The 24,761-nt window shown below is 43.0% G+C and carries 21 protein-coding genes; 13 read left to right on the top strand and 8 right to left on the bottom strand.

From position 1 onward, the window contains the following. The first annotated feature begins 163 nt into the window (after window positions 1-163). Window positions 164-1,162: a glycosyltransferase gene (locus J7545_RS10395; protein ID WP_318701885.1), complete on the top strand. Its 999-nt coding sequence runs from the start codon at window positions 164-166 to the stop codon at window positions 1,160-1,162. Then, complete coding sequence (locus J7545_RS10390) at window positions 1,137-2,162, top strand: glycosyltransferase (RefSeq protein WP_318719530.1); 1,026 nt, start codon at window positions 1,137-1,139, stop codon at window positions 2,160-2,162. The genes J7545_RS10395 and J7545_RS10390 overlap by 26 nt, the downstream gene beginning before the upstream one ends. Before the next feature lie 85 nt (window positions 2,163-2,247). On the opposite strand, the gene J7545_RS10385 is transcribed toward J7545_RS10390, so the two are convergent. From J7545_RS10385 to J7545_RS10370, 4 genes are all read right to left on the bottom strand, one after another. Continuing rightward, window positions 2,248-3,231, bottom strand: a complete 984-nt coding sequence (locus J7545_RS10385) for a glycosyltransferase family 2 protein (RefSeq protein ID WP_318701887.1) — start codon at window positions 3,229-3,231, stop codon at window positions 2,248-2,250. 77 nt (window positions 3,232-3,308) lie between these two features. Then, complete coding sequence (locus J7545_RS10380; protein WP_318719529.1) at window positions 3,309-4,478, bottom strand: aminotransferase class V-fold PLP-dependent enzyme; 1,170 nt, start codon at window positions 4,476-4,478, stop codon at window positions 3,309-3,311. A 21-nt stretch (window positions 4,479-4,499) separates the two neighbouring features. After that, window positions 4,500-6,149 carry a class I SAM-dependent methyltransferase gene (locus tag J7545_RS10375; RefSeq protein ID WP_318719528.1) on the bottom strand — a complete coding sequence of 550 codons (1,650 nt, stop codon included), beginning with the start codon at window positions 6,147-6,149 and terminating at the stop codon, window positions 4,500-4,502. A gap of 16 nt (window positions 6,150-6,165) precedes the next feature. Beyond that, a complete protein-coding gene (locus J7545_RS10370) occupies window positions 6,166-9,015 on the bottom strand; it encodes a response regulator (protein ID WP_318719527.1) in 2,850 nt (949 codons plus the stop codon). 153 nt (window positions 9,016-9,168) lie between these two features. On the opposite strand from J7545_RS10370, the gene J7545_RS10365 reads away from it, so the two are divergent. Beyond that, entirely contained in the window at window positions 9,169-10,731 is a 1,563-nt protein-coding gene (locus J7545_RS10365) for a TM0106 family RecB-like putative nuclease (RefSeq protein ID WP_318701891.1), read from the top strand. On the opposite strand, the gene J7545_RS10360 is transcribed toward J7545_RS10365, so the two are convergent. Next, on the bottom strand, window positions 10,615-11,121 hold the full coding sequence (locus tag J7545_RS10360) for a GNAT family N-acetyltransferase (RefSeq protein ID WP_318701892.1): 507 nt from the start codon (window positions 11,119-11,121) through the stop codon (window positions 10,615-10,617). The genes J7545_RS10365 and J7545_RS10360 overlap by 117 nt on opposite strands. 189 nt (window positions 11,122-11,310) lie before the next feature. Between J7545_RS10360 and J7545_RS10355 the strand changes: the two genes are divergently transcribed. From J7545_RS10355 to murJ, 5 genes are all read left to right on the top strand, one after another. Continuing rightward, window positions 11,311-11,634 carry a phasin family protein gene (locus J7545_RS10355; protein WP_318701893.1) on the top strand — a complete coding sequence of 108 codons (324 nt, stop codon included), beginning with the start codon at window positions 11,311-11,313 and terminating at the stop codon, window positions 11,632-11,634. A gap of 40 nt (window positions 11,635-11,674) precedes the next feature. After that, complete coding sequence (locus J7545_RS10350; RefSeq protein WP_318701894.1) at window positions 11,675-12,223, top strand: FKBP-type peptidyl-prolyl cis-trans isomerase; 549 nt, start codon at window positions 11,675-11,677, stop codon at window positions 12,221-12,223. A 181-nt stretch (window positions 12,224-12,404) separates the two neighbouring features. Beyond that, window positions 12,405-16,865: a pentapeptide repeat-containing protein gene (locus tag J7545_RS10345; RefSeq protein WP_318701895.1), complete on the top strand. Its 4,461-nt coding sequence runs from the start codon at window positions 12,405-12,407 to the stop codon at window positions 16,863-16,865. A gap of 87 nt (window positions 16,866-16,952) precedes the next feature. Then, complete coding sequence (locus tag J7545_RS10340; protein WP_318701896.1) at window positions 16,953-17,900, top strand: hypothetical protein; 948 nt, start codon at window positions 16,953-16,955, stop codon at window positions 17,898-17,900. Between the two features lie 85 nt (window positions 17,901-17,985). Next, complete coding sequence (gene murJ / locus J7545_RS10335) at window positions 17,986-19,599, top strand: murein biosynthesis integral membrane protein MurJ (protein ID WP_318701897.1); 1,614 nt, start codon at window positions 17,986-17,988, stop codon at window positions 19,597-19,599. Window positions 19,600-19,635: 36 nt separating this feature from the next. Here the strand turns inward: murJ and J7545_RS10330 are convergent, their stop codons facing one another. From J7545_RS10330 to J7545_RS10320, 3 genes are all read right to left on the bottom strand, one after another. Beyond that, window positions 19,636-20,724, bottom strand: a complete 1,089-nt coding sequence (locus J7545_RS10330; RefSeq protein ID WP_318701898.1) for a hypothetical protein — start codon at window positions 20,722-20,724, stop codon at window positions 19,636-19,638. 405 nt (window positions 20,725-21,129) lie between these two features. Next, window positions 21,130-21,411, bottom strand: coding sequence for a type II toxin-antitoxin system YafQ family toxin (locus J7545_RS10325; RefSeq protein WP_413038619.1), 282 nt, complete (start codon window positions 21,409-21,411; stop codon window positions 21,130-21,132). After that, window positions 21,389-21,619, bottom strand: coding sequence for a hypothetical protein (locus J7545_RS10320; RefSeq protein ID WP_318701900.1), 231 nt, complete (start codon window positions 21,617-21,619; stop codon window positions 21,389-21,391). The genes J7545_RS10325 and J7545_RS10320 overlap by 23 nt, the downstream gene beginning before the upstream one ends. A gap of 179 nt (window positions 21,620-21,798) precedes the next feature. On the opposite strand from J7545_RS10320, the gene J7545_RS10315 reads away from it, so the two are divergent. From J7545_RS10315 to J7545_RS10295, 5 genes are all read left to right on the top strand, one after another. Further along, window positions 21,799-22,944, top strand: a complete 1,146-nt coding sequence (locus tag J7545_RS10315) for an AAA family ATPase (RefSeq protein WP_318701901.1) — start codon at window positions 21,799-21,801, stop codon at window positions 22,942-22,944. Continuing rightward, a complete protein-coding gene (locus J7545_RS10310) occupies window positions 22,937-23,698 on the top strand; it encodes a hypothetical protein (protein WP_318701902.1) in 762 nt (253 codons plus the stop codon). The genes J7545_RS10315 and J7545_RS10310 overlap by 8 nt, the downstream gene beginning before the upstream one ends. A 90-nt stretch (window positions 23,699-23,788) precedes the next feature. After that, window positions 23,789-24,100, top strand: coding sequence for a DUF433 domain-containing protein (locus J7545_RS10305; RefSeq protein WP_318701903.1), 312 nt, complete (start codon window positions 23,789-23,791; stop codon window positions 24,098-24,100). Next, window positions 24,101-24,451: a DUF5615 family PIN-like protein gene (locus J7545_RS10300; RefSeq protein ID WP_318701904.1), complete on the top strand. Its 351-nt coding sequence runs from the start codon at window positions 24,101-24,103 to the stop codon at window positions 24,449-24,451. A 58-nt stretch (window positions 24,452-24,509) separates the two neighbouring features. Beyond that, complete coding sequence (locus J7545_RS10295) at window positions 24,510-24,752, top strand: hypothetical protein (RefSeq protein ID WP_318701905.1); 243 nt, start codon at window positions 24,510-24,512, stop codon at window positions 24,750-24,752. Window positions 24,753-24,761: the final 9 nt, after the last annotated feature.

The raw sequence follows: 24,761 nt of genomic DNA, 5'->3' as shown, positions 1-24,761 counted from the left end.
CGTTATTTGCAAGTAGAACTTAGTCGGCGCTGCTCTATTATTCATTGGAGCTACGATCTGATTCCAGAAACCCTCATTTAGTTCACTAGGGACTTTTCTTCAGTTCAATGTAAAGTTTTATGTCAAGATTCAACACTTCTGGGTTCTAACTGGTTGACTAGATATGCCACTTATTTCTGTCATTATTCCAGCTTACAATAGTGAAAAGACCATTGCTGAGACTGTTGAATCTGTTCTCAAACAAACTTTTGCCGATTTTGAGTTAATTGTCATTAATGATGGCTCAACAGACGGAACTCTCGAAGTGTTATCGAGGATACAAGATCCTAGACTAAAAGTTTTCTCCCATCCTAATGCTGGATCTAACCCTAGTCGGAATCGCGGTTTTGCACAGTCTTCTGGGGAATATATTGCCTTCCTAGATGCAGATGATTTGTGGACTCCAGATAAACTAGAAGCTCAACTCAATGCCTTACAAGAAAATCCTCAAGCTGCCGTTGCTCATAGTTGGTGCAATCTCATTGATGAATCGAGTAAATTTCTTTCTCGAGGAGGTTACTGCACAGCCAATGGTGATGTATATCCCCACCTTTTATTAGTTGATATTTTAGAGAATGGTTCTAACCCTCTAATTCGACGGGAAGCCTTAAATAAGGTTGGAGCATTTGACGAATCTCTACCGGCTGGACAGGATTGGGATTTATATTTACGGTTAGCGGCTCAATATCATTTCATTACAGTAGAGCGTCCACAGATTTCCTATCGAATTTCAAGTCATTCTCTCTCCTCGAACGTCGTGAAACTTGAATCAGGATGCTTGCAAGTGATTACTAAAGCTTTCAATCAAGCTCCAGATGTTTTGCAATATTTAAAGCCCTATACTCTGGGCAATTTGTATAATTATCTAATTTATAAAGCCCTATCCGGTTATCCCGATAGAAAAAAAGCCTTGAATGCCTTAAGATTCACTGTTATGTTTGCCAGAAATCAACCTAGTTTTATGCAAAAAAAACTGTTCTGGAAAATTGGGTTAAGAATGGCTATTGTAGGTCTGCTTCCGCCCCAAAAAGCCGTGGCTTTACTCGACAAAATAGGGAAGTTTGGTAACATTAATAATTTGCTGGAATATATTATTAATGACCCGAGTCAGATCGTCTCATAGTGGAGAATCTTTAAATATGCCTCTTGTGTCAGTTATAATCCCTGTGTACAATGGCGAAAGAACAATCAGAGAAACTCTTGAATCTGTCCTCAATCAAACGTTTCAAGACTTTGAAGTAATTATCATTAATGATGGCTCCCAGGATACAACCTTAGAGGTAATCAATAGTATTCAGGATTTGCGATTAAATGTATTTTCTTATCCTAATGGGGGTCAAGGAGCTAGTCGTAATCGTGGATTATCTCATGCGTCTGGGCAGTACATTGCATTTTTAGATGCTGATGATTTGTGGACGGATGATAAACTGGAAAAACAACTCCAAGCTTTAGAACAAAATCCTGAAGCTGTATTAGCTTATAGTTGGACTAATTATATTGATGAATCTAGCAAATTTCTATACCGGGGAGCCTCTATTATAGTAAATGGTGATGCTTATCCACGACTTTTACTGACTGATTTTTTAGAAAATGGCTCCAATCCTTTAATTCGTCGAGAAATTTTATTGGATATCGGAAATTTTGATGAATCTTTACCTCCTGCTGAAGATTGGGATTTATGGCTCAGAATAGCATCTCGCTATCACTTTGTGACTGTAGCTAAAGCACAAATTTTATATCGAATCTCTGCTGGTTCAAGTTCTTCTAATGTTGTTAAAATGGAATCCTCTTGTTTGAAAGTGATTGACCGAGCATTTGATGAAGCGCCAGAGTCCCTACAGTATCTTAAACGAGACAGTCTCGCTAATATTTACAAGTATCTTACCTATAAGTCGCTTTTTGGAGTGCCCGATCGCTCAAAAGGTTTTATCGCTACTAGGTTTATTTTATTCGCAATTTATTATGATTATTCTCTTTTAAGAAAGCGAGTTTTCTTGAAGGTTTTCCTGAAGATTGCCATTTCAGTGATTATCCCTCACCAACAGGCTCAGAAACTAATAACAAAAATGAACCGATTGAGTAATATTTATACGTTAATGGGAACTTGCAGGAGTGATCCATAAATCTGGCAGTAAACTGTTTTTATTCGCTCTAGACTGAAGCAGCATAACTTTGACTAGTCAGTTAGAATGGTTCTCATTTATAATGTTATTTTATTTTCTGACCAAATCTATTCTTCAAACTTTTCATAATTGGTCGAGAAAGATTCGTTGGTAAAACAGAAAAAATAATTATCTTGAATACAAGAATTGAAATTAACTTTCTTCTCTTTTTCAACCAAGAAGGGTCGTAACGGATAGCTTGGACAAAAAAAATTATTGCTGTCGTGCCTTTTTTCCGATCTGGATATCCATCTAATGCTTTGGTTGTTAGATATCTATATTGTTCTCCTAAAATTTTCGATTTAAGATCCCTGCTTAAATATCGAGAAGTATTATGACAAGTTTTTTCAATTAATTGCAAGCAAACTTTTTCCATCTGCAAAACATTAGAAGATATTGAAGTCGAAGATGAAGATACTCGATATAAGATTTGAGGTAAAGGTACGCAGACAAACTGATAACTTTCAGCCAACCGTAATCCCATATCCCAATCTTCTACTCCATCAAGAGATTTATCAAAATTCCCAACAGTTGCCAGTGCTTCAGTTTTGATTAATAAGTTAGACCCACTTTGGATAAAGTTGATTCTCAGAAGCTGCAAAAATACATCACCATTGGCATTAATGTGACAGCCAGAACGCAAAAACTTCCCGTTTTCATTAATAAAATTCGTCCAGCTATAGGCTACACTAGCCCCAGAATTGCTTTGCAAGGCTTTTAGCTGTTCTTCAAGTTTATTATCCGTCCACATATCATCGGCATCAATAAAAGAAATATATTCGCCCTTAGCCTCAGCAATTCCTCGGTTTCTGGACTCAGACACACCAGAATTTGTGTAGGAAAAAACTTTTAACCTTGGTTCTTTGATACTCGATAAAACCTCCAAAGTTGAATCATTAGAGCCGTCATTGATTACGATGATCTCAAAATCTGCAAAGGTTTGATTGATAACAGATTGAATCGTCTCTTTGATAGTTTTTTCACTATTGTAAGCTGGAATGATGACCGAAATTTTTGGAGCCTGTGTCATGGAACTTGAAATCTTGATTGAAATGGCATTTGAGAAGAATAAAAAACATGATGGGCTATGGTGTCAAACGCGTAAATTTAGCTCATAGATTTACAATAGTGGACGATCGCCTCCACCAGTCGCTCGATTTCCCCAACTTCGGTAAAATAGTGAACACAAGCACGAATACAGTTGGGATGGCGGATGGTTCTCACCATAAGGTTTTGCGCTTCTAAAGCATTGACCAGTTGCTCGTGTTTGCCGCTTTCGAGTTGGAATGAAACTAAACCCGATTGTGGTTTAGTTGCTTGCAGTCGATGAACTTGGGGGATATCTCCCAACTTGTCCCAAAGTATAGCACTGAGTTTACAGATGCGATCGTATCGCTGTTCAATCGTTCCCCAAGATTGATGAAAGGAAATGGCTTCTCGCAGTCCTGCAAGTAAAGGATAGGCAGAGGTGGCGACTTCATAGCGCTGGCCATCGGGTTTCCATCCTTTGGGTTGTCCGGTCATGGTCGTCAGAATGCCACGCCAACCAATATAGGTGGGATACAAGGTTTCTAAGGCTTCGGGACACACGTATAAGCCGCCTAATCCTTCCGGACCGCACCACCATTTATGACCGGTAAAGGCATAAAAGTCAATGCCATCATTGGTTAAGGTGAGGGGTAAAGAACCGACCGATTGGGCAGCATCGACTAGGATTTGAGTGTTGGGGTTTTGCGATCGCACTTGCTCCACAATTTCTTTTTGCGGTAGCACTTGACCGGTATTCCAAAGGATATGGCTGATAATCACCAATTTAGTGTTGGGTTGGACTCGACTGGCGATCGCCTCTGCCGGGTTGCCTTCGTTTAAAGTTTCTAAAATCGGACAAGTAGAGAGCTGAACGCCAAACCGACGACTAATTTCCTGTACTGTAGCAATAATACTGGGATGTTCGCAGTCGGTTAATAAGAGTCCATCTCCAGCTTGCCAGGGAATTCCCCATAGGGCAATATTACATCCCGCAGACACATTTTCGGTGAGGCTAATCGTGCTGGGAGAAACCTTAAGTTCAGCAGCAATAACTTCCCGTGTTTGCTGCAATTCCTCAGTCACCCAATCCTTGGCACTCTGGGAAAAGGGGCCTAGATTTTGAATGTGGCGATAAGAATTGAAAATAGCTTGCAGTGCTAATTCCGGGAGAGGCCCTTGACCTCCATAATTAAAATACATTTTATTCTTCAGAGTAGTAAGTTGTTGCCGGTGTTGAGTGAGATTCATAGATGAATTGATTTTCTGCGCCTACTTTGATAATAGGGTAGCCAGGAGCCGATCGCAAACGGTATGGATTTCTCCTTCAGAATCGATGATTTTAATTTGCAGCCGATAATGCTCTGCATTGCTGAGGCGATCGCGCTCTAGTTGAATTTCTTCTTGTTGATAACATTCGGCAATCCACCCACTATAAATATAATTGGTTTTTCCCCAATATTGGGCGACATCGGGACGCACACAAGTGGGTAAACATCGCTGTTTGAGTGTGCCATTGAGGAAAATTTGGACCTCTTCAATGGTGATATCAGAATCCAAGACAACAACCCATCCTTCCAATTCTAAAATCACACCTTTGGAATTGGGAGCCGGTTTAAGGGTGGCACGGTCGAGATTGGCTTGAATATTATTAGACCAAATATTATCTAAGATTTTAGCGCGCCACCAATTCGATTGAGATTGAATCACCTGTTTCCAAGAGGTTTCGGCCACACATTGGGTAGGGATTCCCTCTGGTAATAAGGTTTTCATCCAGTTTAAGACAATAATTCGTTCTTTCTGGCGATCGCTCACCGCCTTAATCATAATCACTGCTGTTTCTAAATCCACCTCTTCCGGTAGACTAAACACACACGACCAGCCTGATTTTTCCGTCCATTGGGGATCGATTCCCAAAACTTGCGCTGCTTTCTGGGAAGGAGCGGAAGGAATACATCTTTGTAGTAATCGGTTAACCTGTTTCCCTTTACACCAGACTTGAATTTCTGCTACTCCATGATCCGGTTGTACGATCGCACTCCATCCCCGCAGAAAAAATCGCCCCCTATCATCCATAAAATAGTCTTCTAGAGCGCCTTTAGGAGTAAAATCAATTTTTAAATCAGAAAAATCGCAATTGGGGGTTTTAACCACCACATATAAATCCTGGAGTGTAAATGCTCTCGGAAAGCGAGTATAAGAGACTTCATTCCCCATAGAAGTGGCGATCGCCCTTTTAACAAAATCCTCCGTTACCCAACTTGAACCATATTCTGCCCGATCTAGAGATTGACTCTCGCTTTGCTCCACAAATAAAATCCCGGATTCTGGCATTGTATAGCCTGGAGGTTGGACGGCTCGATCGTGAACACTAAAGAGCAATAACCCACCGGGTAGGAGTAAATCATATAAGCGACTTAACCATTGTCCAAACCGATCTTCTGGCAAATGGCTAAACAAAGAATAAACCAAAATACAATTAAATTTTTCGTCACAGTGATAACTCTTTGGATCGACCACAGAATCAATCCCGTGAACGCCTAATTCTTGGCTAACAAAATTGACTGCATTCGGATAAATATCTGAAGCCCAAACTTTATCAGGAGCAAGTTTTTCCACCCAGAATCGAGTTAATCGTCCATACCCACAGGCAAACTCTAAAAAACGGTCTATATTTGTCCAACTCTTCTGATGCCATGCGATCGCCCGATCCACCCGATCCACAATCTCCTGTGCCGATTTAAAATAGGCTAAAACTGCCTGCTCTTCTTGCCCTTGATAACTCTGTGCATCCAGTAAAAAAAGTAGCATCTCATCTTGGGGATGAATCTGGGTATTCAGAGACGAAAGTCCCGGTAATTCATCGGCCAAGTATTCCCGAACTAAAGTATAGGTAAATGCATCAATCGTTTGATCGTTCATTGATCTAACACTCGACTTATTGTTTCTGTTGTTCTAACACAGATTTAACTTGATTAAATTCTAATTCAATTTGGGCAATTCTCTGACCAATTTGTACCAAACTCGCGGTTTTAGCTTCTGCTTCTAAATCTCGACATAAATTAGCCAAAGTATTCGCACCAAATGTTCGAGAGCTACCCTTGAGCGTATGAGCTTTAATGGTTAATGTTTTTGTGTCTTGGGTTTCGGCAGACTTCTTCATTTCTTCCAGTATTTTTGGTACATCTCCCAAGAACTGATCGATTAAATCGGTAAAAAATTCTGGATCGTCATCACTTTCTAGCTCATCCCGTAGGCGATTAAAAATTTGCCAATCTAAACTTTCTTCTCTTCCCGGATTAATTGATAAATTCAACTTCACTGGAGCCGATACAGTGTGCAGTTCTTGTAATTTAGTTTTTGCCCTTTCTAGAGCAGCTTGCAGTGCTTCTACTTTCACCGGTTTACTCACATAATCATCCATCCCTGCTTCTAGACATTGCCACTGATTTCCATCGGCGGCTCCGGCAGTCATCGCGATAATATGAGGGCGCTGAGAACTCTGCCAAGTTTGACAGATATATCGAGTGGCTTCTAAGCCATCCATTTCTGGCATTTGCACATCCATTAAAATGATATGATAAACTCGTCTTTGCAATGCCTCAATCACTTCTAAGCCATTACTGACCACATCAACTCGATAGCCTAAACGGTCTAACATTTTAATCGCAACTTTTTGATTGACACTATTATCTTCAGCTAGGAGAATACGCAGAGAGTAAACCGAGGAATCTTGACTATGATTTTCCTGATTTGCAGGTGGGGAACCTATACTTAAAAGTTCCGATTCACTCACAGGAGAGGGTGACAATTGGGGTTGATGAGTATTTTCTGAATCCTCTGTCTGATGGCTATCCGGCGGATTGGGAATCCATTCTGTTGTTGGTGAATGGGTTTCCACTGTCCGTCCAGCACAAAGACCCATTAAAATTCGGTAGAGTTGGGAGAGTTTAATGGGTTTAGAGAGGGTGGAATCAAATTTTTCTTGGCAGGACTTGTTTACCGTGCCGCTAAAGGCAAGTAAAATTAAAGGCAGAGAGTCGCGATCGCAGTATTGCCGAATCCGATCGACTAAATCCTCTAAGGATTCATCCCCAGGTAGCGCTCCAATAATTCCCACATCAAAGGGGATGGAGCGTTTCATCCAGTTGGTAACCTCTTCTGGTGTAGTCAACTCTAAACTATTCATCCCCCATCTTTGGGCGTGATCTTTGAGAATTTTGCGATTCGTAGCTGATTGATCGACAATGAAAATCCTTTTTTCTCGTAACTGGGGCTGGCTATTGCGTAAATGAATTGGAATCGGCGATCGCGCCCCTTCAGCGACAATGGTAAAATGGAAACCTGCACCTTCTCCCTCTTCACTCTCCACCCACATTTTACCGCCCATTAATTCACTTAAGCGCTTGCAAATCGATAATCCTAAACCCGTTCCTCCATAGCGACGAGTGGTGGAGGTATCCACCTGGGAAAAAGACTGAAAGAGCTTATTTTGTAAATGCTTGGGAATGCCAATCCCTGTATCTTGAACTGTAAATTCGACTTCATAAGAGACGGCCTGTTCCGGATGAGGAAGGGGACTCAGAGAACCTCCAAGACGCGTTGATTTGACTGTTACCGAAACTTCCCCTTCTTTGGTGAATTTAATCCCATTACCAATTAAATTCACCAGGATTTGCCGCAACCGGGTAATATCCCCAATCAAGCCATGGGGGGTTTGGGCATCGATTTCATAGGCTAAATTCAGACCTTTTTCAGAGGCATGGGCGCTTAATAAATCTAAGGACTCTTCCAAACATTCATAGAGGTCAAAGGGTTGAGTTTCTAACTCGAGTTTACCCGCTTCAATTTTCGAGAAATCTAAAATATCATTAATAATCGTCAATAAAGATTGACCGCTACTGCGGATAGTTTCCACATATTCTAATTGTTCTTCATCGAGTTCCGTATCAAATAATAAGCCGCTCATGCCTAATACACCATTCATCGGAGTACGGATTTCATGACTCATGACGGCTAAAAAATCGGATTTAAGCCGGGTGGCGGATTGGGCTTCTTGCAATGCTATATCGAGGGCCTTATTTTTGGCCTTGAGTTCATGGGTAATCTTGGTTTTTTCCTGTTCGACTAATTTGAGTGCTTTAATATAATCTCGGATTTGGTGAAGTCCGGGATAAAAAATTAAGGCTCCTTCTAAGAAGAGAACAACTAAGGTTAATCCAAATAGGGCGAGTTGAACTTGGCCAGCCGTATGTAAATAGATAGGAGTGCGATCGTATTCTTGGGTGAAGAGTGCCTGAATCTGGCGATCGCAACTTTCCCCTTGCTGCCATAACTGTTCCTCAGACACACTAGAGGGGTCTCCTACACTCAACAGACCTTCTGTCAGGCTCCACATCTTCCCATAACAGTCCTCTATCCCTTCCCAGGTTGTCTGTAAACTCTTAATGGATAATCCAAGCTGTAACTGTTCTTGTCTGAGTTTCTCGTAAAGACTATTCCATTCTTCACGAACTCGCAGCAAATCCTCCACTTCAGGGACTCGATCTGAAACGATAGACTCCTGAGTAACTGCAACTGCTTCTTCTGTAACCGTTGTCGTTAAGCGACGATAATTCTCCATTAACTCCAAAAACCGGCTAGAGCGAATCTGTTGCTTTAGGGTTCGCTGAATCAAAATTTGACTGGACATCGACAATAGAGCCACAATCCCCAAAGATGCTAAGGAGAGAATGGCTAAACGCCGAATCGAAGGGCGAGAAATTTCCGAGCGTGAAGAATCATCCATGTTGGGATTCAAGAGATTTCAGGGTTAACCTAGGGCAATCTTTCAAGATCGAGGGACAATAGAAAGGAACTCTACCATGGGAGAACTCGATCCAACTGAGTCGTATCTTCACCCCTTCCCACAATATGACAGGTTTTTGTTAGTCTAATCATCATGCTGCTGACTGCCCAATTATTACTAGATTACCAACGCTGTCATCGTCGAGCGTTTCTGGATATGTACGGAGACGATCGCCAACGAGACCCTCCGAGTGACTATCTGTTGAAATTAAGACAGGATAGTTCCGCCTACCAAAAAACGATCCTTGCCCATCATTCCTATGATAAACCAAAGTATACCCACGGCAATTGGCAAGAAGGTGCTTTAGCGACTCTAGCCCTCATGCAAGAAGGGGTAGAGACTATCTATCATGGGGTTCTTTGGCTTGGGGAAATGGATTTAGAGTTTCTGGATCTGCCCCACTTTCTGCCTCAGCATTGGGCAAAATTCTCTTGTCTGAGTCATCCAACTTTATGGGTAAAAACCCCTGGAGAGTCGAAATTTGGCCCCTGGAAATATACTCCGGTGGATATAAAATGGGGCAAACGTCCCAAGCGAGAATATCAAATGGTCTCGGTATTCCATGCTTGGATTTTAAGTCAGATCCAAGGAGAATGGCCAGATAAAGGAGAATTGGTGTTAAGGGAGCGATCGCCCTATACAGTAGATTTAGTGCGTCTTTGGCCAGACTTCCAAAGTCTGTTGACCGAAATGCTGACGATGCTCCTAGAGTCGGATGAACCGGAAGTGTTTATCAGTCGGCAAAAATGCAGCCTCTGTCAATGGTTAACTGGTTGTCATCAAGTGGCTCAACAACAAAACCATCTCTCTTTGATTCCGGGAATTACGCCTAAACGCTATGAACGCCTCCAGGAATTGGGGTTAACGTCTCTAGAATCCTTAACCCCTGAACAGTTGCCCGATTTAGCACCAGAATTTGGACAGCAGGTAAGTGTACAAATTATTCGCCAAGCTCAATCGAGTTTAGAACAACGGGCGATCGCTCTCCATCCCTGGACTCCAGAAGATTTTCCCATTACTCCCGTTGAACTCTATTTTGATATTGAAACAGAACCCGACTTAAATCTAGAATATCTGTTGGGGGTGTTGGTTATCGATCGCACGGCGCAACGCTCCCGATTTTATCCCTTTTTAGCGCGATCACCAGATGACCAAGAACAAATGTGGCAAGCGTTTCTGGAGTTGGTCAATCGCTATCACCCGATGCCCATTTTCCATTTTTGTGAATATGAAATCAAAGCCGTCAACACCTTAGGGCAACGCTTTGGTACACCCGCATCGGAATTAAAACCCCTGATCCGTCGGTTTGTGGATATCCACGAACGGGTAACCCGCTTTGTCACCCTACCCATTGAAAGTTATGCTCTCAAAACCATTGCCCGATGGATGGCATTTGAATGGCGAGATGAGAATGCGAGCGGAGCGCAAACCGTCTATTGGTATGACCAATGGCTCAAAAGTGGCGATCGCAGCTTCTTAGACCGGATTATTTGCTATAACGAAGACGACTGCCGAGCAACCTACCATGTCAAAGAATGGTTAGTATCCTTCCTCCAACAAATGCCGGCCCCAAATCAACAAATCCCGCTTCAGTCCGTCCATATTGGCGATTTCGGGCAAATGACCCCAACAGTTAAATCCCTGTTTCTCGAATAGAGATATACTGGGTTCATTGTGGGAGAAAATTAAGGCCACTAAGCTCGTTACTCCCAAACCCGGTCCAGAGGCGATCGCCTGAGTCAACAACTCCCGGCCAATCCCTTTACGGTGAAACCCCGGATCGATATAAATACTCACTTCTGCTGTAGCTTGATAGGCAGGACGACCATTTAAGAAATCATTCAAACTCAGCCACCCCACGATCTGGTCATTGATTTCCTTAACCCAAAGGGGTCGAGAGTGAGGAGAATGGTCTTGATACCAAGGCAGACGACTTTCAACGGAAATCGGTCGCAGATCTGCCGTAGCCAAACGACAAGGAACAGAAGCATTATAAATTTCAACTATTTTCGTTAGATCGGCTTCACGAGAATATCTGATGGTCATGCCAAACAAGAATTGATATGAAATCCTTAAAGGTTTACTACGATTGAAGACAAGTGGAATGAGCAGTATAACCGATGGAGGGAAGTTCAAGGTTAAGATCAATACAGAATTAAATCCCATGGGTCAGATCCAGACAACATCTAGGAACTGACCCCCGTGTCAAACCATTCAATCCAACAACCCAACCCTATGGATAACAATAATTTGATTAATCAATTGCTCATGCTTGGAGTCGGAACAACCTCCATTGTCGCTGAAAAGCTCAAAGAAGCCAGTGAAGAATGGGTGAAAAACGGCACGATCGACCCAGATCAGGCCAAAGACATGATGGATGACTTGGTAGATCAGCTCAAAACCGAGCAAGGCAGCTTCGATGAACACTTGCAACGCCAACTGCGGAATTTATTGATGGATTGGGGAGTTCCTCGTCAGTCCGAGATGGATGAGTTGCGTGGAAGGCTAGACCGATTGGAGCGACAAGTGCGAGACTTGGAAAATAAACTGTGGCGTTAATGACGCTATTGAATCGACGATCGCATTGAGGAAAAGTTACGTGAAAGAAATTTGGATTACCTTTGGGGTGATGGTGACCTGTGCCGTGATTTTGGTGGCCGCACAATTATTGGGTTCGCCCAGTGAGGCTAATGCTGCTAAGGTATCAGAGGCTTCCCCTGCGGAAATCACTCAAGTGACCAATCAAGGAGCAACTCAACTGATGGCTAGTGCCGAAAATAGTAGTGAAAATTTAGCCCCAGCAGAAGCAACGATGACCCCATCGGGTCTCAAGTATGTTGATCTGGTGGTGGGAGAAGGAAAAAGCCCAGAAAAAGGCAATAAAGTGACGGTTCACTATACGGGAACCTTAGAAGAAAATGGGAAAAAATTCGATAGTTCCCGCGATCGTAATCGCCCCTTTACCTTTACCATTGGCGTTGGCCAAGTGATCAAAGGCTGGGATGAGGGCGTAATGTCCATGAAAGTCGGCGGACGCAGAACACTCACCATTCCCCCAAATTTAGGTTATGGCGAAAGAGGAGCAGGTGGTGTCATCCCCCCCAATGCGACCTTGGTTTTTGATGTGGAACTCTTGGACGTTAAATAACCCCCGTCCCTGTGGACTCTATTCAGGGCAAGGTGAGTTGAGGAAACAGCTTCCTTCTCCCTTGCCCCATCCAGGTTTAATCTACCCATTCCCCCACCTTCCTTGGGCTTACTCACCCAACTGGCTGCTAATCTAAATCGATTAAAATAAAAAGAGGAGATTCCAAGGGGAAAAAGCTGCCATGTCGGAACGGAAAAATACTGAAAATCCACGCCGTCGCCGCCGTCGCCGGAGTAGTCAGGAACCACAGAATCAGAACACTCAACCTAAGCGGAATCGCAGGTTTAGCAGCAGTCGCCCACCTGTCACCGAAGACCAACTGCAACCGGGGGCAAATTTATCGAGTGCGATTTTGAGCGATCGCAACCTAAAAGGAAAGAATTTACAAGGTGTTTCTTTGGCTTCTGCCGTTTTGCGAGGAGCAAACCTAGAAGATGCCGATTTGACCGGTTCCGATCTCAAGTGGACACACCTCCAAGACAGTCAAATTAATGAAAATACCCGCCTCGATCCAAAGTGGAAATTGGTTTGGGAATTGGTGAATTTGAGGAATGAAAATCGGGACTGTTCCAACACTGATTTGTCCTTCGCGAATTTAGACGAATCCGATTTACAAAGCATTGATTTTTCGAGTGCAAATTTATCCCAATGTCGCCTCAGTGATGCAAATTTGAGTGGAGCTAACTTTCAGGATGCCAATTTGACTCAAGTTTTTAGCAGACAAGCAAATTTTAAATCGGCTAACTTTAACCAAGCCAAATTAAACCGGATCAATTGCGATTGCTGTGACTTTTCGGGGGCCAACTTTCGAGATGCCGATCTGTCCGAAGCATTCTTGGAAAGTTCTAATTTGAAAGGGGCAGACTTTCGGGGTGCAAATTTGAGCCGTACTCGTTTGGAAAATTCTTGTTTGGAAGGGGTTGCGATCGACGATCGCACCCGTTTAGATGCGCGATATTTAGCGCTGTGGAAACTCTTCAACCCCACCCATGCGGACGGCAATTTACAGGGTTTGTGGTTCCAAAAGGGAGAGCTGCGCGATCGCGACTTTCGAGGCTACAATTTCAGCCATGCTGTCCTTGGGAAAACCGATCTTAGAAATTGCGATTTTAGCAGTGCAAACTTAGCCAATGTCAGCCTGAACCGTGCAGATTTGCGGGGCGCTAATTTTCTTGGCGCGAACCTGACGGGAGCCGATCTACGACTCAGTATTATTGATGAAAATACCCAATTCGATCCGCAAGGGAAATTATTTTGGCAGTTAGCGAATCAAGACACTCAAAACTTGCAAATCCAGGGGCGAGATTTACAGGGATTAAAATTGATTGCCCTCGAATTAACCGATATTAACTTCAGGGGTGCTAATCTTAAAAATGGCAGTTTTAACAGCTCAACTTTAACTCGGATTGATTTTAGTCAAGCCGATCTAGAATCAGTAGACTTCACCGGGACAAAATTTGATTCGATTAATTTTTCAGGGGCAAACTTAACCGATGCCAAGATGTTCGAGGCAGATTTACATAACCTGAACTTGCAGGGAGCAACATGGATTAAAGTCTCTCTTTGTAAAGGTAATCTCAGTTCTCAAAATTTACAAAATCAGAATTTCAACCAAGCCAATTTACGAGAAGCAAATTTGAGCCGAGCAGATTTGTCGGGGGCGAATTTAAGCCAAGCCAACCTGAATAGCAGCGATCTAACGGGGGCTGATTTACAGGATGCTAATTTGGAAATGGCAGTCATTGCGGGAGCAATTTTAGAGGGGACAACGTGCGATCGCGCCAATTTTTCGCTCATCTCCTGTACTCAAGTGAATTTGAATCAAATCAGCTTACAAGATGCTAATTTCCAAGCCGTTAACTTGCCAGATGCGAACTTTAGCCAAGCCAACCTATCCGGCGCAAACTGCGATCGCGCCAAACTGCCGAAGGGAAATTTTCAAGCGGCAATGTGTAACCGTGTCAATTTCCAAAATGCCGATTTAGAACATTCGGATTTCAGCCATTCGAGCCTGTGTAGTGCCGATCTTCGGGGGGCAAAGCTGTGCGGAACGAATCTCGAAAATGTGGCGATCGATAACCAAACCCAATTCGATCGCACAGGACGGATTCTGTGGGAATTGCAAAACGAAGGGTATTCAGGACAAGATCTGCAAGGAATGGATTTGAGCGATCGGGATTTCCAAGGAGTTAACTGGGATGGGGTTAACTTAGAAAATGCCAATTTGAGCAACTGTAATTTTGCCGGAGCGAGCTTGGTTGGGGCAAACTTAAAAGGGACAGCTCTATCTAAAACCAACTTCGATCGCGCAGATTTGAGCCACGCCAATTTAGAGGAAATGAGGGGCGATCGGATTCTGTCATTTCGGCAAGCAAACCTCAGCCATGCTAATCTCCAACATCTCAATTTGTTGAATTTATCCGGTGCAAATCTCAGCCACGCAAACCTCACAGATGCCAACTTAGCGGGAGGAAATCTGAATGATGCCGATCTACGAGATTCCAATCTCAATCAAGCCAATTTAACCAGAACAGAAATCAATCAAAATACCCAACTCGATCCAAAATGGTGGTTGGTTTGGCAACTTCTCAATCAAGAAGATTTTGCAGCAGAATTGACAGATGCCGATCTGAGCGAAGCATACTTGGAAAGATGTCAGTTAAGCGGTGCAAATTTAACGGGTGTCAATTTCACTAATGCGAATTTAGAACAAGCCGATTTAAGTCATGCGAATTTAGACAATGCCAGCTTAGAAGGCGCGAACCTGGAAGAAGCCAATTTGATTGGAACAGCGATTTCTGGAGCGTTAAATGTGAGCGATCGCGTCCGAGAACTGTGGGAGCTTGCCAACCCATCTTCGGATCGAAAAGATTATCAAAATGCCAATTTGGAAAATGCCAATTTTGTCGGGATGGATTTGCGAGAGTGCAATTTCAGTTATGCCAACCTGATAGCCGCAAATCTGGAAAACGCAAACTTAGAAAATGCCAACCTGGAAGGGGCAAATTTAGAAGAAGCCAATCTAGAAAATGCCAACCTAAACGGCGCAAATTTAAAACAACTTCAAGGCAACTATGCTAACTTTAACCGTGCCAGTTTTATCGGTGCAGATCTGAGTCATGCGGAATTTGACGATGCCAGCTTTTCTGAAGCCAATTTAGCTGGTGCAAACCTCAGTCATTCTAGGTTTCACGGTGCCTATTTACATCGAGCCTGTCTGCGGGATGCGACACTCTGTCACGTCACTTTTGATTGGAGTGATGATGGAACGAATTTAGAATACGCAGATTTAGAAAATGCCGATTTGGAAGGGGCAAATTTATTGGGTTCTTATCTGAGCAATGCCAATTTAAAAAACATCAATTGGACGGGTGCAAATTTAGAAAACGTACAGCTTCAAGGAGCGAACTTACGGGGTGCGGATTTGTCTAAAGTGGCGCAATTTGTCGAGGTAGAATTGCGGGATGCCAATTTGCAGGATGCCAACTTCCAGGGATTAAATTTATATCGAATGATGTTGCAAGGTGTCAATCTCAGCGGCGTTGATTTACGAGGGGCTAATTTACAGGGAGCCAATTTTAAAGAGTGCCAGATTGATGATTCGACTCAGTGGGACGAAAAATGGCAGGTAATTTGGGAAATTGTCAATCAAAACCGTCGAGTTGACTTACAAGGACAAGATTTGGCAGGTGCATATTTGGTGGGGGTGGATTGGCACAGTGTTAATTTACAATCGACTAATTTGGCGGGGGCGATGTTACATCATGCCAATTTGGAAGGCGCTAATTTAGAGAATGCAAACTTGAATCGGGCGCATTTAATACAAGCAAATTTGACGCAAGCGAACTTGAATGGTGCGGATTTACGAAATACCAATTTAACCCAGGCGAATTTAACCCAGGCGCAGTTATTGAGGGCGCAGTTGGAAGGGGCAAATTTGAGTTCTGCGAAAACGCGAGATGCCAATTTTGGCGATCGCACCTCTGCGTCCATTGAACAAATCATCCAAACCGTCCGAGAATCGCGATCGCCCGATTTATTAGAACAGTTGAAATTAGCGGGTTTGAATCCAAAAACCGATTTAGCCGGACAAGATTTGAGCAGACTGCAATTAAACAATATCAATTTATCCGGTTTTGACTTGCGGAGGGCAAAATTGATTCAAGCAAATTTAAGTGATACTAATCTCAGTCAGTCAGACTTGACGGATGCGGATTTAACCGGAGCATTTTTAAGCCGAACCAATCTCGATCGCGCCAATGTTAGCCGTGCTAATTTCCAGGATGCTTCATTGCAAAATATCACCAAAATTTCGGAAGCAAACTTTACCAATGCCAATTTTTCTAAGGCATTAATCCAGAATGTTAACTTTCACAATAGCATGATGCGAAATGCGAATTTCACATCGGCTCGATTGTATATGAGTCGGTTTAGCACTGCCGATCTGACGGGGGCAGATTTACGCAAAATGCAGATGAATTCTGGAAGTTTAGGTTCTCCAAATCTGACGGATGCGGACTTGCGGGGTGCTAAATTAAGTGTTTGTGGAAATAACATTAATTTAACCCGAACAAAAATTGATAAAAAGACTCAAACTGACGATCGATTTATGGCATTGTGGAATCGGATGAATTCTAATTAAAGGTTATTATCGGAGGTGAATCAATAACCCACTCCTTCTGCTAACCCTACGAGGATTGGCAATTACAATCGTTGAATCGGACTGGATATGACGCGCCAACCCCACGATCAATTCGCCAAACAATACCTCAAAGAACTCCTAGAACCCCTGGGAACCGTAGAAATTAGTCGAGAAATTCCCGGCGAAACCTTACAAATCGATCTATTTTTCCAGCCTGCACCTGAACCACCAAGCAACCCACCTACTTTGGGTTTGCTGAGGCAATTAGCTGCTACCCCATCCTTGTGGGAATCCTTCCGCAATTGTCCCACTAACCCAGAAATTCGCAATTGCATTCTCAAACTGTTCTATGTCCATGGAGAACTACAACGGCAAGCCAAACGCCAAAAACAAACTCTTCAGGAAAGCGAATTACCGCAACTCTGGATACTAACGCCAACCCTTTCTGAACGAGCGATCGAATTCTGCGGCGCTCGCTCTAACTTAGAACGGTGGTGTTCTGGAGTCTATTTACTTCCTGAGCTAACCAAAACGGGGATAATTGCCATTAACCAACTGCCAGAAACCCCAGAAACGCTATGGTTGAGACTGTTGGGAAAAGGGGGAACTCAGAAAAGAGCCATTCAAGAGGTGGTTGAATTGCCCCTCGATCATCCTCAACAGCGCAATATTTTGGAACTGATTGGGATTTGGCAGATTAATGTAGAAACTAGAATAGACTTAAATCCAGAAGATCGGGAGTTAATTATGGAATTATCACCAGCTTACATAAAATGGCGCGAAGACACGATTCAACTCGGAATTGAGCAAGGAATTGAGCAAGGAATTCAACAGGGACTGGAGCAGTTGCGGCAAACTCAACGTTTAATGATGGAAACGTTGCTCAGGAATCGGTTTGGTTCTTTAGATGAGGAGTTAACTGCAATTGTAGATCGCTTGCTGGAATTATCTCCAGAAGAGGCGGTTTCGGTGAGTATGCAAAATTCCCGCGAGCAGTTGTTGGCACGGTTTAGTCAGCAAGGTGAAGGGGAATAGGGGAGATGGAGAGATCGCCTGTTCCCTATTCCCTATTCCCTATTCCCTATTACCCATTACCTCAATTGTTATTAATTATTAGATTGTGTCCAATTCTTCTAAATCATCTCGCTCTTTAGCGGGAATTGCGGGGTTAGTGGCGATCGCCACTTTAGTCAGTAAAGTCGCCGGTTTAGTTCGCCAACAGGCGATCGCGGCGGCTTTTGGGGTAGGTCCGGCGGTAGATGCTTATACCTACGCCTATGTGATTCCCGGTTTTCTGCTCATCCTCCTAGGGGGGATTAATGGCCCGTTTCATAGTGCCATTGTCAGTGCTTTAGCCAAGCGCAAACCGGAAGAGGCTGCGCCGTTGGTGGAAACGATTACTACATTAATTAGCTTGATTTTACTGCCCGTGACCCTATTTCTGATGGTGGCAGCCGATCCCCTGATCCATTTGGTGGCTCCGGGACTCTTGCAAACGCCTGAAGGACTGGAGATTCATGCGATCGCCGTGGAACAACTGCGGATCATGGCTCCCCTGGCGCTGCTTGCGGGTTGGATTGGCATTGGGTTTGGCACATTGAATGCGGGCGATCGGTATTTTCTCCCCTCCATTAGTCCCCTGTTTTCCAGTTTGACCATTTTAGCCAGTTTAGGCGCTCTATTCCTGCAATTAGGCTCTGATATCATCAATCCTGAATATGCTCGTATCGGGGGTCAATTTCTAGCTTGGGGAACCCTGGGAGGTGCGGCGATCCAATGGTTCGCGCAACTGGTAGTGCAATGGCGATCGGGATTGGGAACCCTGCGGCTCAGGTTTCAGTTTCGCCAACCGGGAGTCGGTCAAGTGTTGCGGGTTCTCGGCCCGGCAACCCTGTCTTCTGGCATGATGCAAATTAACGTTTACACTGACCTGTTTTTTGCCTCCTTCATCCCCCAAACCGCCTCAGCGTTGGGATATGCGGGATTATTGGTGCAAACACCTCTGGGTATTCTCTCGAATATGCTTCTGGTTCCCCTGTTACCCGTTTTTTCTCGACTTACGGAACCGGAAAATTGGCCAGAACTGAAACAGCGCATCCGTCAAGGGATGATTCTGACGGCGCTGACGATGTTACCGTTGGGAGGGTTAATGATTGCCCTCAGTGATGCGATCGTCCGGGTAGTGTACGAGCGCGGAGCCTTTAACCCGCAAGCTTCTCAGTTTGTCTCTAGTTTACTGGTTGCCTATGGCATCGGCATGTTTGTTTACTTAGGTCGAGATGTGTTGGTGCGTGTCTTTTATGCCCTCGGAGATGGTCAAACCCCATTTCGGATTAGCACGATTAGTATTGTGTTGAATGGGGTTTTAGACTATGTATTAATTCAATCTTTTGGCGCACCCGGTCTGGTTTTAGCTACAGTTGGCGTTAACCTGTTTTCCATGGTGGCGATGATTATTTTGCTGGATCGAAAACTTCAGGGTTTACGCTGGCAAGGGTGGATAGTTCCGATACTGAGCTTAACGGTGGTGAGTGCGATCGCCTCCTCCCTTGCGTGGTTCATCAACAATACCTTAGAACAGCTCTGGACAACCCCCAGTTTCCTCTTCCATCTCCTGCAACTCTCCATTTCCGGCTCCATCGGTTTAGGCATTTTCGCCCTCCTCTGCCTCCCCCTAAAATTACCGGAAACCGAAGCATTTATCGCTCGGATCAGACAAAAATTAGGACGGTAATATTTGGGTAGAGTGACAGACGAGGGATATGTACCGTTATCTATTCTTCGGATGAATTCCTCGGAATCCTGGCTTTAAGCTTTTAGTGAGTTTAGCCTCTGTAGGATAACGACCAGGAGAATAATTTTTGTAGTCATCTTTATTAATAAGAAAGACTCGCCTGTAGTAATATTCTTCCCCTTCCCAGTCCAAAAAAGGAGCGCCAACCTTTACCTCTGAATAACCTACAATAATCATATCGTCTCTTTTAACACAGGAGATGTCACGAGATAATCCTGCTCGCCATGGCATTGGTTCAGCCTCCCAGCAACGTACCCAGGGAAACTCATTAATATCTTGAAGCCAAACTAAGTCCTCTTCGTATTTGAGATAATCTTCCACGTTCTCTTCTCTAACTTGATGGCATTTTTCCATTTGTCTTACCAAGCTTTGTTTAGGTACTAATTTTCTTACTATAGGTTCTCTTGGAGTATCTAAATCATCAATGCTGGGATCTATTTTTATTGATGAAATAGATCCATCTATCTGACAATTGTGGATATTGGGGTAATCCCAGGTCTTAAGCGCTTGAGCTATACTTTCTTCAGCAGAATCTGTAAGGAAATGCATTCTTACATATCCTTTAATTGGAATACTAACCCTGTACATCTCTCTTTTCCCTTCCTCACTGTAAATATGTTCTGGTACATCGTACTTATTTTTAAGTACTCGTCGAATGGTTCGTTCGCTAGGAGGATCGACTTCTCCTAGCTTTGTAGCCCTTTCTTGTACTTTTAAGGCAATCTCTTTTATACTTATCCATCTTCCTTTGATCAGTTCCTCCATGTAAGTATCCTGAATAAATGCTTGCCACTCTTGAGAAATTCGATGCTTAGTTTTATCAGCTCTAGTGGTGGGAAAGAGGGCTGAAACTCCATTTTCTTTCCAGTCCTTCATCAATCGCTGCACAGTTCGCTTGGATTTACTGAGCTTCTGAGCAGCTTCCTCCAGCTTTTGCTTGTATGTCTTGCGATCATCGCAAGGCTCAGACAAAGACTGAACCACCTCTAGCCGAAGCTTTTCCTCATTGGACAATTGGTCATAGATCAGAGAATATATATCCTCTCTACTCATATGTTCTTCCATACTTTCATCTTCCTAAGTGGATTTGATCTTCAGTCTATAATATTCCAGATTATTCGTCAATATTTTTTTGAGAGTGGCAGATTAAGTGTCGCTATTGCTGTAAAGTAGCTGCATTCCTGAAAAAACATTGGGTACAGGTTGTTCCTATTGCCCAGTAAGAAGCTCTCAAAACATTACAGAGCAAGGGATACAGGGTTTATAGTGATGCCAAATAAGAGACAGACATGGTGTAAGAGCTTTCCAGCCGGAAAGCCGCTACAAGATATGACTGTGGATGCAATCGTCTAAATGTACGGAAATTCTGATGCCGCAGTTCCTCGTCCGGGTGGCTTCGGAACTATTGAGGTGAATGTCTATGCTCATCGGTTAATCAAATTTCCTCAAATCAGAGTCAGTTTTACTTAACTAATAAACTTCGTCATGACTGCCAATATCAATCAGGAAAATAACTTCTTCATCTCCATCTTCTTCATCAGAAATAGCAAAAATAATCCGGCAATCATAAGCCACGGAACATGACGATAATCCGTTTAAGCTGACCGTTAACTTATGAGATTTTAAGGAAGGAGTAAAGGGATCGGTAGCGATAATTTTTAATACCTCAATCGCCTTTGCTTGTAATTGAGGTTGTTTCTTGGCCAATTTCTTAAACACTCTCTTAAAGCTACTGCTCCAGACGATCTCCATCATCATCCTCAAGTAAATCAGCAATCAGATCGTCCACCGTTCCTCGTTTAGCGGTTCCTTGCTGAAATTCTTGCTTCAGCATTTCAGCATGAGCAGCAATTTCTAAGCGTCGTTGTTCAATTCTCCGCTTGCGGATTAAGTCAAATAAATAATCTTGATCTTCAATGGACAATTGTTCGATTGAATCAATCAATTCTTGTAATTTCATGGATTTAACGCAAATATTCGTAGTGGCGCTCTAAGCATTAATCTACCTCATCTTCAAGTCAATCATCAAGTCACAAAAGTTAAGATAATAAAGAACATGGCGTTAAATCGATAGATTTGGTAGAATTTTGAGTAAAATCAGAAATTTAACTAAAGACAAAGGAGAATCATCATCATTAAATGCTAGAAACGGTTAAGCTCTGTAATTTTAAAAGCCATCGCTCCACCGAATTGAAGTTCGATCATTCTCGACTTCATGCACTGGTAGGTCAAAATAGTTCAGGTAAAACTTCGATCTTACAAGCCTTACAGTATCTTGTTCGGCTGGGAACTTCCTCCTTTGCACAAATTTTTGAATATGAACAATCTCCTCAGTTTATAACGACTATTGGCGCAACTCAAATGTCAGTTACAGCTAGTGGTTTTTGGGGAGATCAAGATCGACGACAAGACTGGACAGTTTCCTATCAATGGAAAAAGGTGGAAAATCCTGAAAATCGTTGGTTACCGATGGCGTTATGGAAGATAGATGAAGGGCAAGAGGGCAAAATTGAGAAATGGTCAAGCTCATTAAGTGAAGCCGATTCTCCGATACCACAAGTTTTCAACTATCCGGTTTATTTGAAGCTAGTTGCTGCTAATTTAGCTAAACCTGCCTATAGTGATGATATTACTCCAAAAATGGCATTTGATGGCTCCAATTTTGCTCTAATTTTAGATTATCTACGTGATGAAACACCGGATCAATTTGAACGGTTGCAAAAACTCTTAAAACAAGTCGTTCCAGGAGTACAAAAGGTTGGACTAAGACGTAAAAATGTCATAGTCAATCGTCAGCGAGTCATAAACATTGACGGCAAATCAATTTCCTATAATGAAAGTCAAGATAGAGCAGGCAAAGAAGTTGTTTTAGATATGAATACGGGGGAGCGTATTCCCGCTCATGCCATTAGTGAAGGAACTTTGTTGGCTTTGGGGTTACTCACCGTTCTCATGTATCCGAAACAAGCCAACTTAGTGTTACTGGATGATATCGATCAGGGTTTGCATCCGAAGGCACAACGAGACTTTGTGAAAGTATTGCAGACAATTCTTAAAGAGAATCCTAACTTGCAAATCATTTTCTCGACTCACTCTCCTTACATTGTCGATGAATTAAAGCCTTCTCAAGTGCATGTGTTAAGTCAGATTAATTCTGGTTTTTCTTCTTGTAAACGGTTGGATGAACATCCAAATGTAGAATGGGCACAGCAGACTTTAACCACTGGAGAGTTTTGGGATGCTGAAGGAGAAGACTGGGTAGTGGCTGGAGAAATGCATGGTTGAATTTATTGTCATTGTTGAAGCGAGAGCCGATGCAGAGATAGGGACGAAATTAGCAGAGCGAGTTATCTTAGAAACGATTGAATGGTTGGATAGAGATCAGCTTCCCTACTATTTTCAATGGAGGGGATTAAAAGAGAATACGGAGTTTTCTTGCTGGAAAAATCTCAAAGTTATTATCGATTTTTTTAAACAAGATTTAGGTTATAAGCCACCCAGATTTCTAGGAGGGAAAGGAAGAACGTTGAAAACCGATGGTGCAGCAGCTAGGAAGGTTTTGAACTTAGTGCGTTTCCTGCAACGACAACGAGATATTCAAGCCGTTCTATTTATTCGCGATTTAGATAACCAACCGGAGAGAAGACAACATCTTGAGGACGTGCGTTTAGAGGAGATTAGCAAGAAACCAACATTAGAGATCGTTATTGGCACACCCGATCGCAATCGGGAAGCTTGGGTGCTGAATGGATTTATACCAGGCGATGAACAAGAAAGACAAGTGTTAGAGGATATGGCGCAAAAGCTGAGTTTCGATCCTTGTCTGGAAGCGCATAAATTGCGTTCACCTGAACCCCAAGAACTCAGAAATGCTAAGTCTGTTCTGGAAAAGCTCACGGGGAATGACTATTCACGGGAACAGCAATGTTGGGAAGCAACCGATCTAGAGGTGCTGCGAGAAAGGGGTGAGCAGACAGGATTAACACCCTATCTTCGTGAAATTGAAACCTGGCTGATTCCCATTTTTCTTGAGGGATAAAATAAGCCTTCAGTTTGATCGCATCGCATCGCCTCCCCCAAGTTTGCTAGAATTCTGGTAACGCTGGCTATTAAGTAAAAAGTGAACCCTATGTTAACCGTAAGTTATCCACACATCGAAAAAAAAGAAGGTGAGGCGGCACGACTGCAACGGTTGCCTCGCATTAGAGTGGCACAAATTGTCATGGATTACTTAACTTATGGTTGGTCAGTCGAAGAAATTTGTCGCCAGCACCCTTATTTAAATCCAGCAGAAGCTCATGCTGCCATGGCATACTATTTTGACCATCAAGAAGAAATTGATCGAGCCATTGCCCAAGAATGGCAACAAGTCCAAGCAGATAGAGCGCAAGCACCCCAGTCACCTTTCTATACTCGGATGAAGGCTAAAGGGGTATTGTAAGTGGCTATTCGTTTATACATGGATGTTCATGTTCCTCAGTCCATTACCGATCTGTTACGTCGTCGTGGTATAGATGTGCTGACAGCATTTGAGGATGGAACTCAAGAACTTCCTGACGATCGCCTGTTAGTAAGGGTTACAGAACTAAAGCGCGTTCTTTTTACTCAAGATATTCGCTTTAGAGTTTTAGCTGAAAGTTGGCAAGCAGAAGGGAAACATTTTTCAGGATTAATTTTTGGTCATCAGCTTGGGGGAACAATTGGTCAGTTTGTCCAAGATTTAGAGTTGATAGCTCAAGCATCAGAGCCTGATGAATGGATAAACGGAGTTGAGTATATTCCCTTTAAGTGAAATTGGCACAATTAATTATTAGTGAGCTATACTCAATCAGTAGCATTTAATCTCTAAAATGAACAAGAAAAAATCTTCACCTCAAATTGCCTCTCAAGCAGCAAAAATACTCAGCTCTGAAAAATCATCTGAGATCCAAAAGAAATTAGCTGCATCAGCTTTGTCACAAAGAGATCGGAGAAAACAGACAGGTTCTCAAATGGAAAATATTGCAGCTAAAGCCCTTCAGAGTAAGAAATACAATGAAACGACTAAAAGTTTAGCCGGCTCTGTACTATCTCAAGCTAACAAAGGACGCTAGATTTTTGGA

The sequence above is a fragment of the Roseofilum sp. SBFL genome (assembly GCF_017746885.1).
In the GTDB taxonomy this organism is placed as follows: Bacteria; Cyanobacteriota; Cyanobacteriia; order Cyanobacteriales; family Desertifilaceae; genus Roseofilum.
This window is presented reverse-complemented; position numbering and strand designations above follow the sequence as displayed.

What these genes read in the sequence shown, in the direction of transcription:
- J7545_RS10390 (WP_318719530.1), top strand. Translation starts at nt 1,137, where the DNA reads ATGACCCGAGTCAGATCGTCTCATAGTGGAGAATCTTTAAATATGCCT.
- J7545_RS10295 (WP_318701905.1), top strand. Translation starts at nt 24,510, where the DNA reads ATGAACAAGAAAAAATCTTCACCTCAAATTGCCTCTCAAGCAGCAAAA.
- J7545_RS10370 (WP_318719527.1), bottom strand. Translation starts at nt 9,015, where the DNA reads ATGGATGATTCTTCACGCTCGGAAATTTCTCGCCCTTCGATTCGGCGT.
- J7545_RS10375 (WP_318719528.1), bottom strand. Translation starts at nt 6,149, where the DNA reads ATGAACGATCAAACGATTGATGCATTTACCTATACTTTAGTTCGGGAA.
- J7545_RS10360 (WP_318701892.1), bottom strand. Translation starts at nt 11,121, where the DNA reads ATGACCATCAGATATTCTCGTGAAGCCGATCTAACGAAAATAGTTGAA.
- J7545_RS10315 (WP_318701901.1), top strand. Translation starts at nt 21,799, where the DNA reads ATGCTAGAAACGGTTAAGCTCTGTAATTTTAAAAGCCATCGCTCCACC.
- J7545_RS10395 (WP_318701885.1), top strand. Translation starts at nt 164, where the DNA reads ATGCCACTTATTTCTGTCATTATTCCAGCTTACAATAGTGAAAAGACC.
- J7545_RS10330 (WP_318701898.1), bottom strand. Translation starts at nt 20,724, where the DNA reads ATGGAAGAACATATGAGTAGAGAGGATATATATTCTCTGATCTATGAC.
- J7545_RS10380 (WP_318719529.1), bottom strand. Translation starts at nt 4,478, where the DNA reads ATGAATCTCACTCAACACCGGCAACAACTTACTACTCTGAAGAATAAA.
- J7545_RS10355 (WP_318701893.1), top strand. Translation starts at nt 11,311, where the DNA reads ATGGATAACAATAATTTGATTAATCAATTGCTCATGCTTGGAGTCGGA.
- J7545_RS10325 (WP_413038619.1), bottom strand. Translation starts at nt 21,411, where the DNA reads ATGGAGATCGTCTGGAGCAGTAGCTTTAAGAGAGTGTTTAAGAAATTG.
- J7545_RS10320 (WP_318701900.1), bottom strand. Translation starts at nt 21,619, where the DNA reads ATGAAATTACAAGAATTGATTGATTCAATCGAACAATTGTCCATTGAA.
- J7545_RS10365 (WP_318701891.1), top strand. Translation starts at nt 9,169, where the DNA reads ATGCTGCTGACTGCCCAATTATTACTAGATTACCAACGCTGTCATCGT.
- J7545_RS10385 (WP_318701887.1), bottom strand. Translation starts at nt 3,231, where the DNA reads ATGACACAGGCTCCAAAAATTTCGGTCATCATTCCAGCTTACAATAGT.
- J7545_RS10345 (WP_318701895.1), top strand. Translation starts at nt 12,405, where the DNA reads ATGTCGGAACGGAAAAATACTGAAAATCCACGCCGTCGCCGCCGTCGC.
- J7545_RS10340 (WP_318701896.1), top strand. Translation starts at nt 16,953, where the DNA reads ATGACGCGCCAACCCCACGATCAATTCGCCAAACAATACCTCAAAGAA.
- J7545_RS10310 (WP_318701902.1), top strand. Translation starts at nt 22,937, where the DNA reads ATGGTTGAATTTATTGTCATTGTTGAAGCGAGAGCCGATGCAGAGATA.
- J7545_RS10305 (WP_318701903.1), top strand. Translation starts at nt 23,789, where the DNA reads ATGTTAACCGTAAGTTATCCACACATCGAAAAAAAAGAAGGTGAGGCG.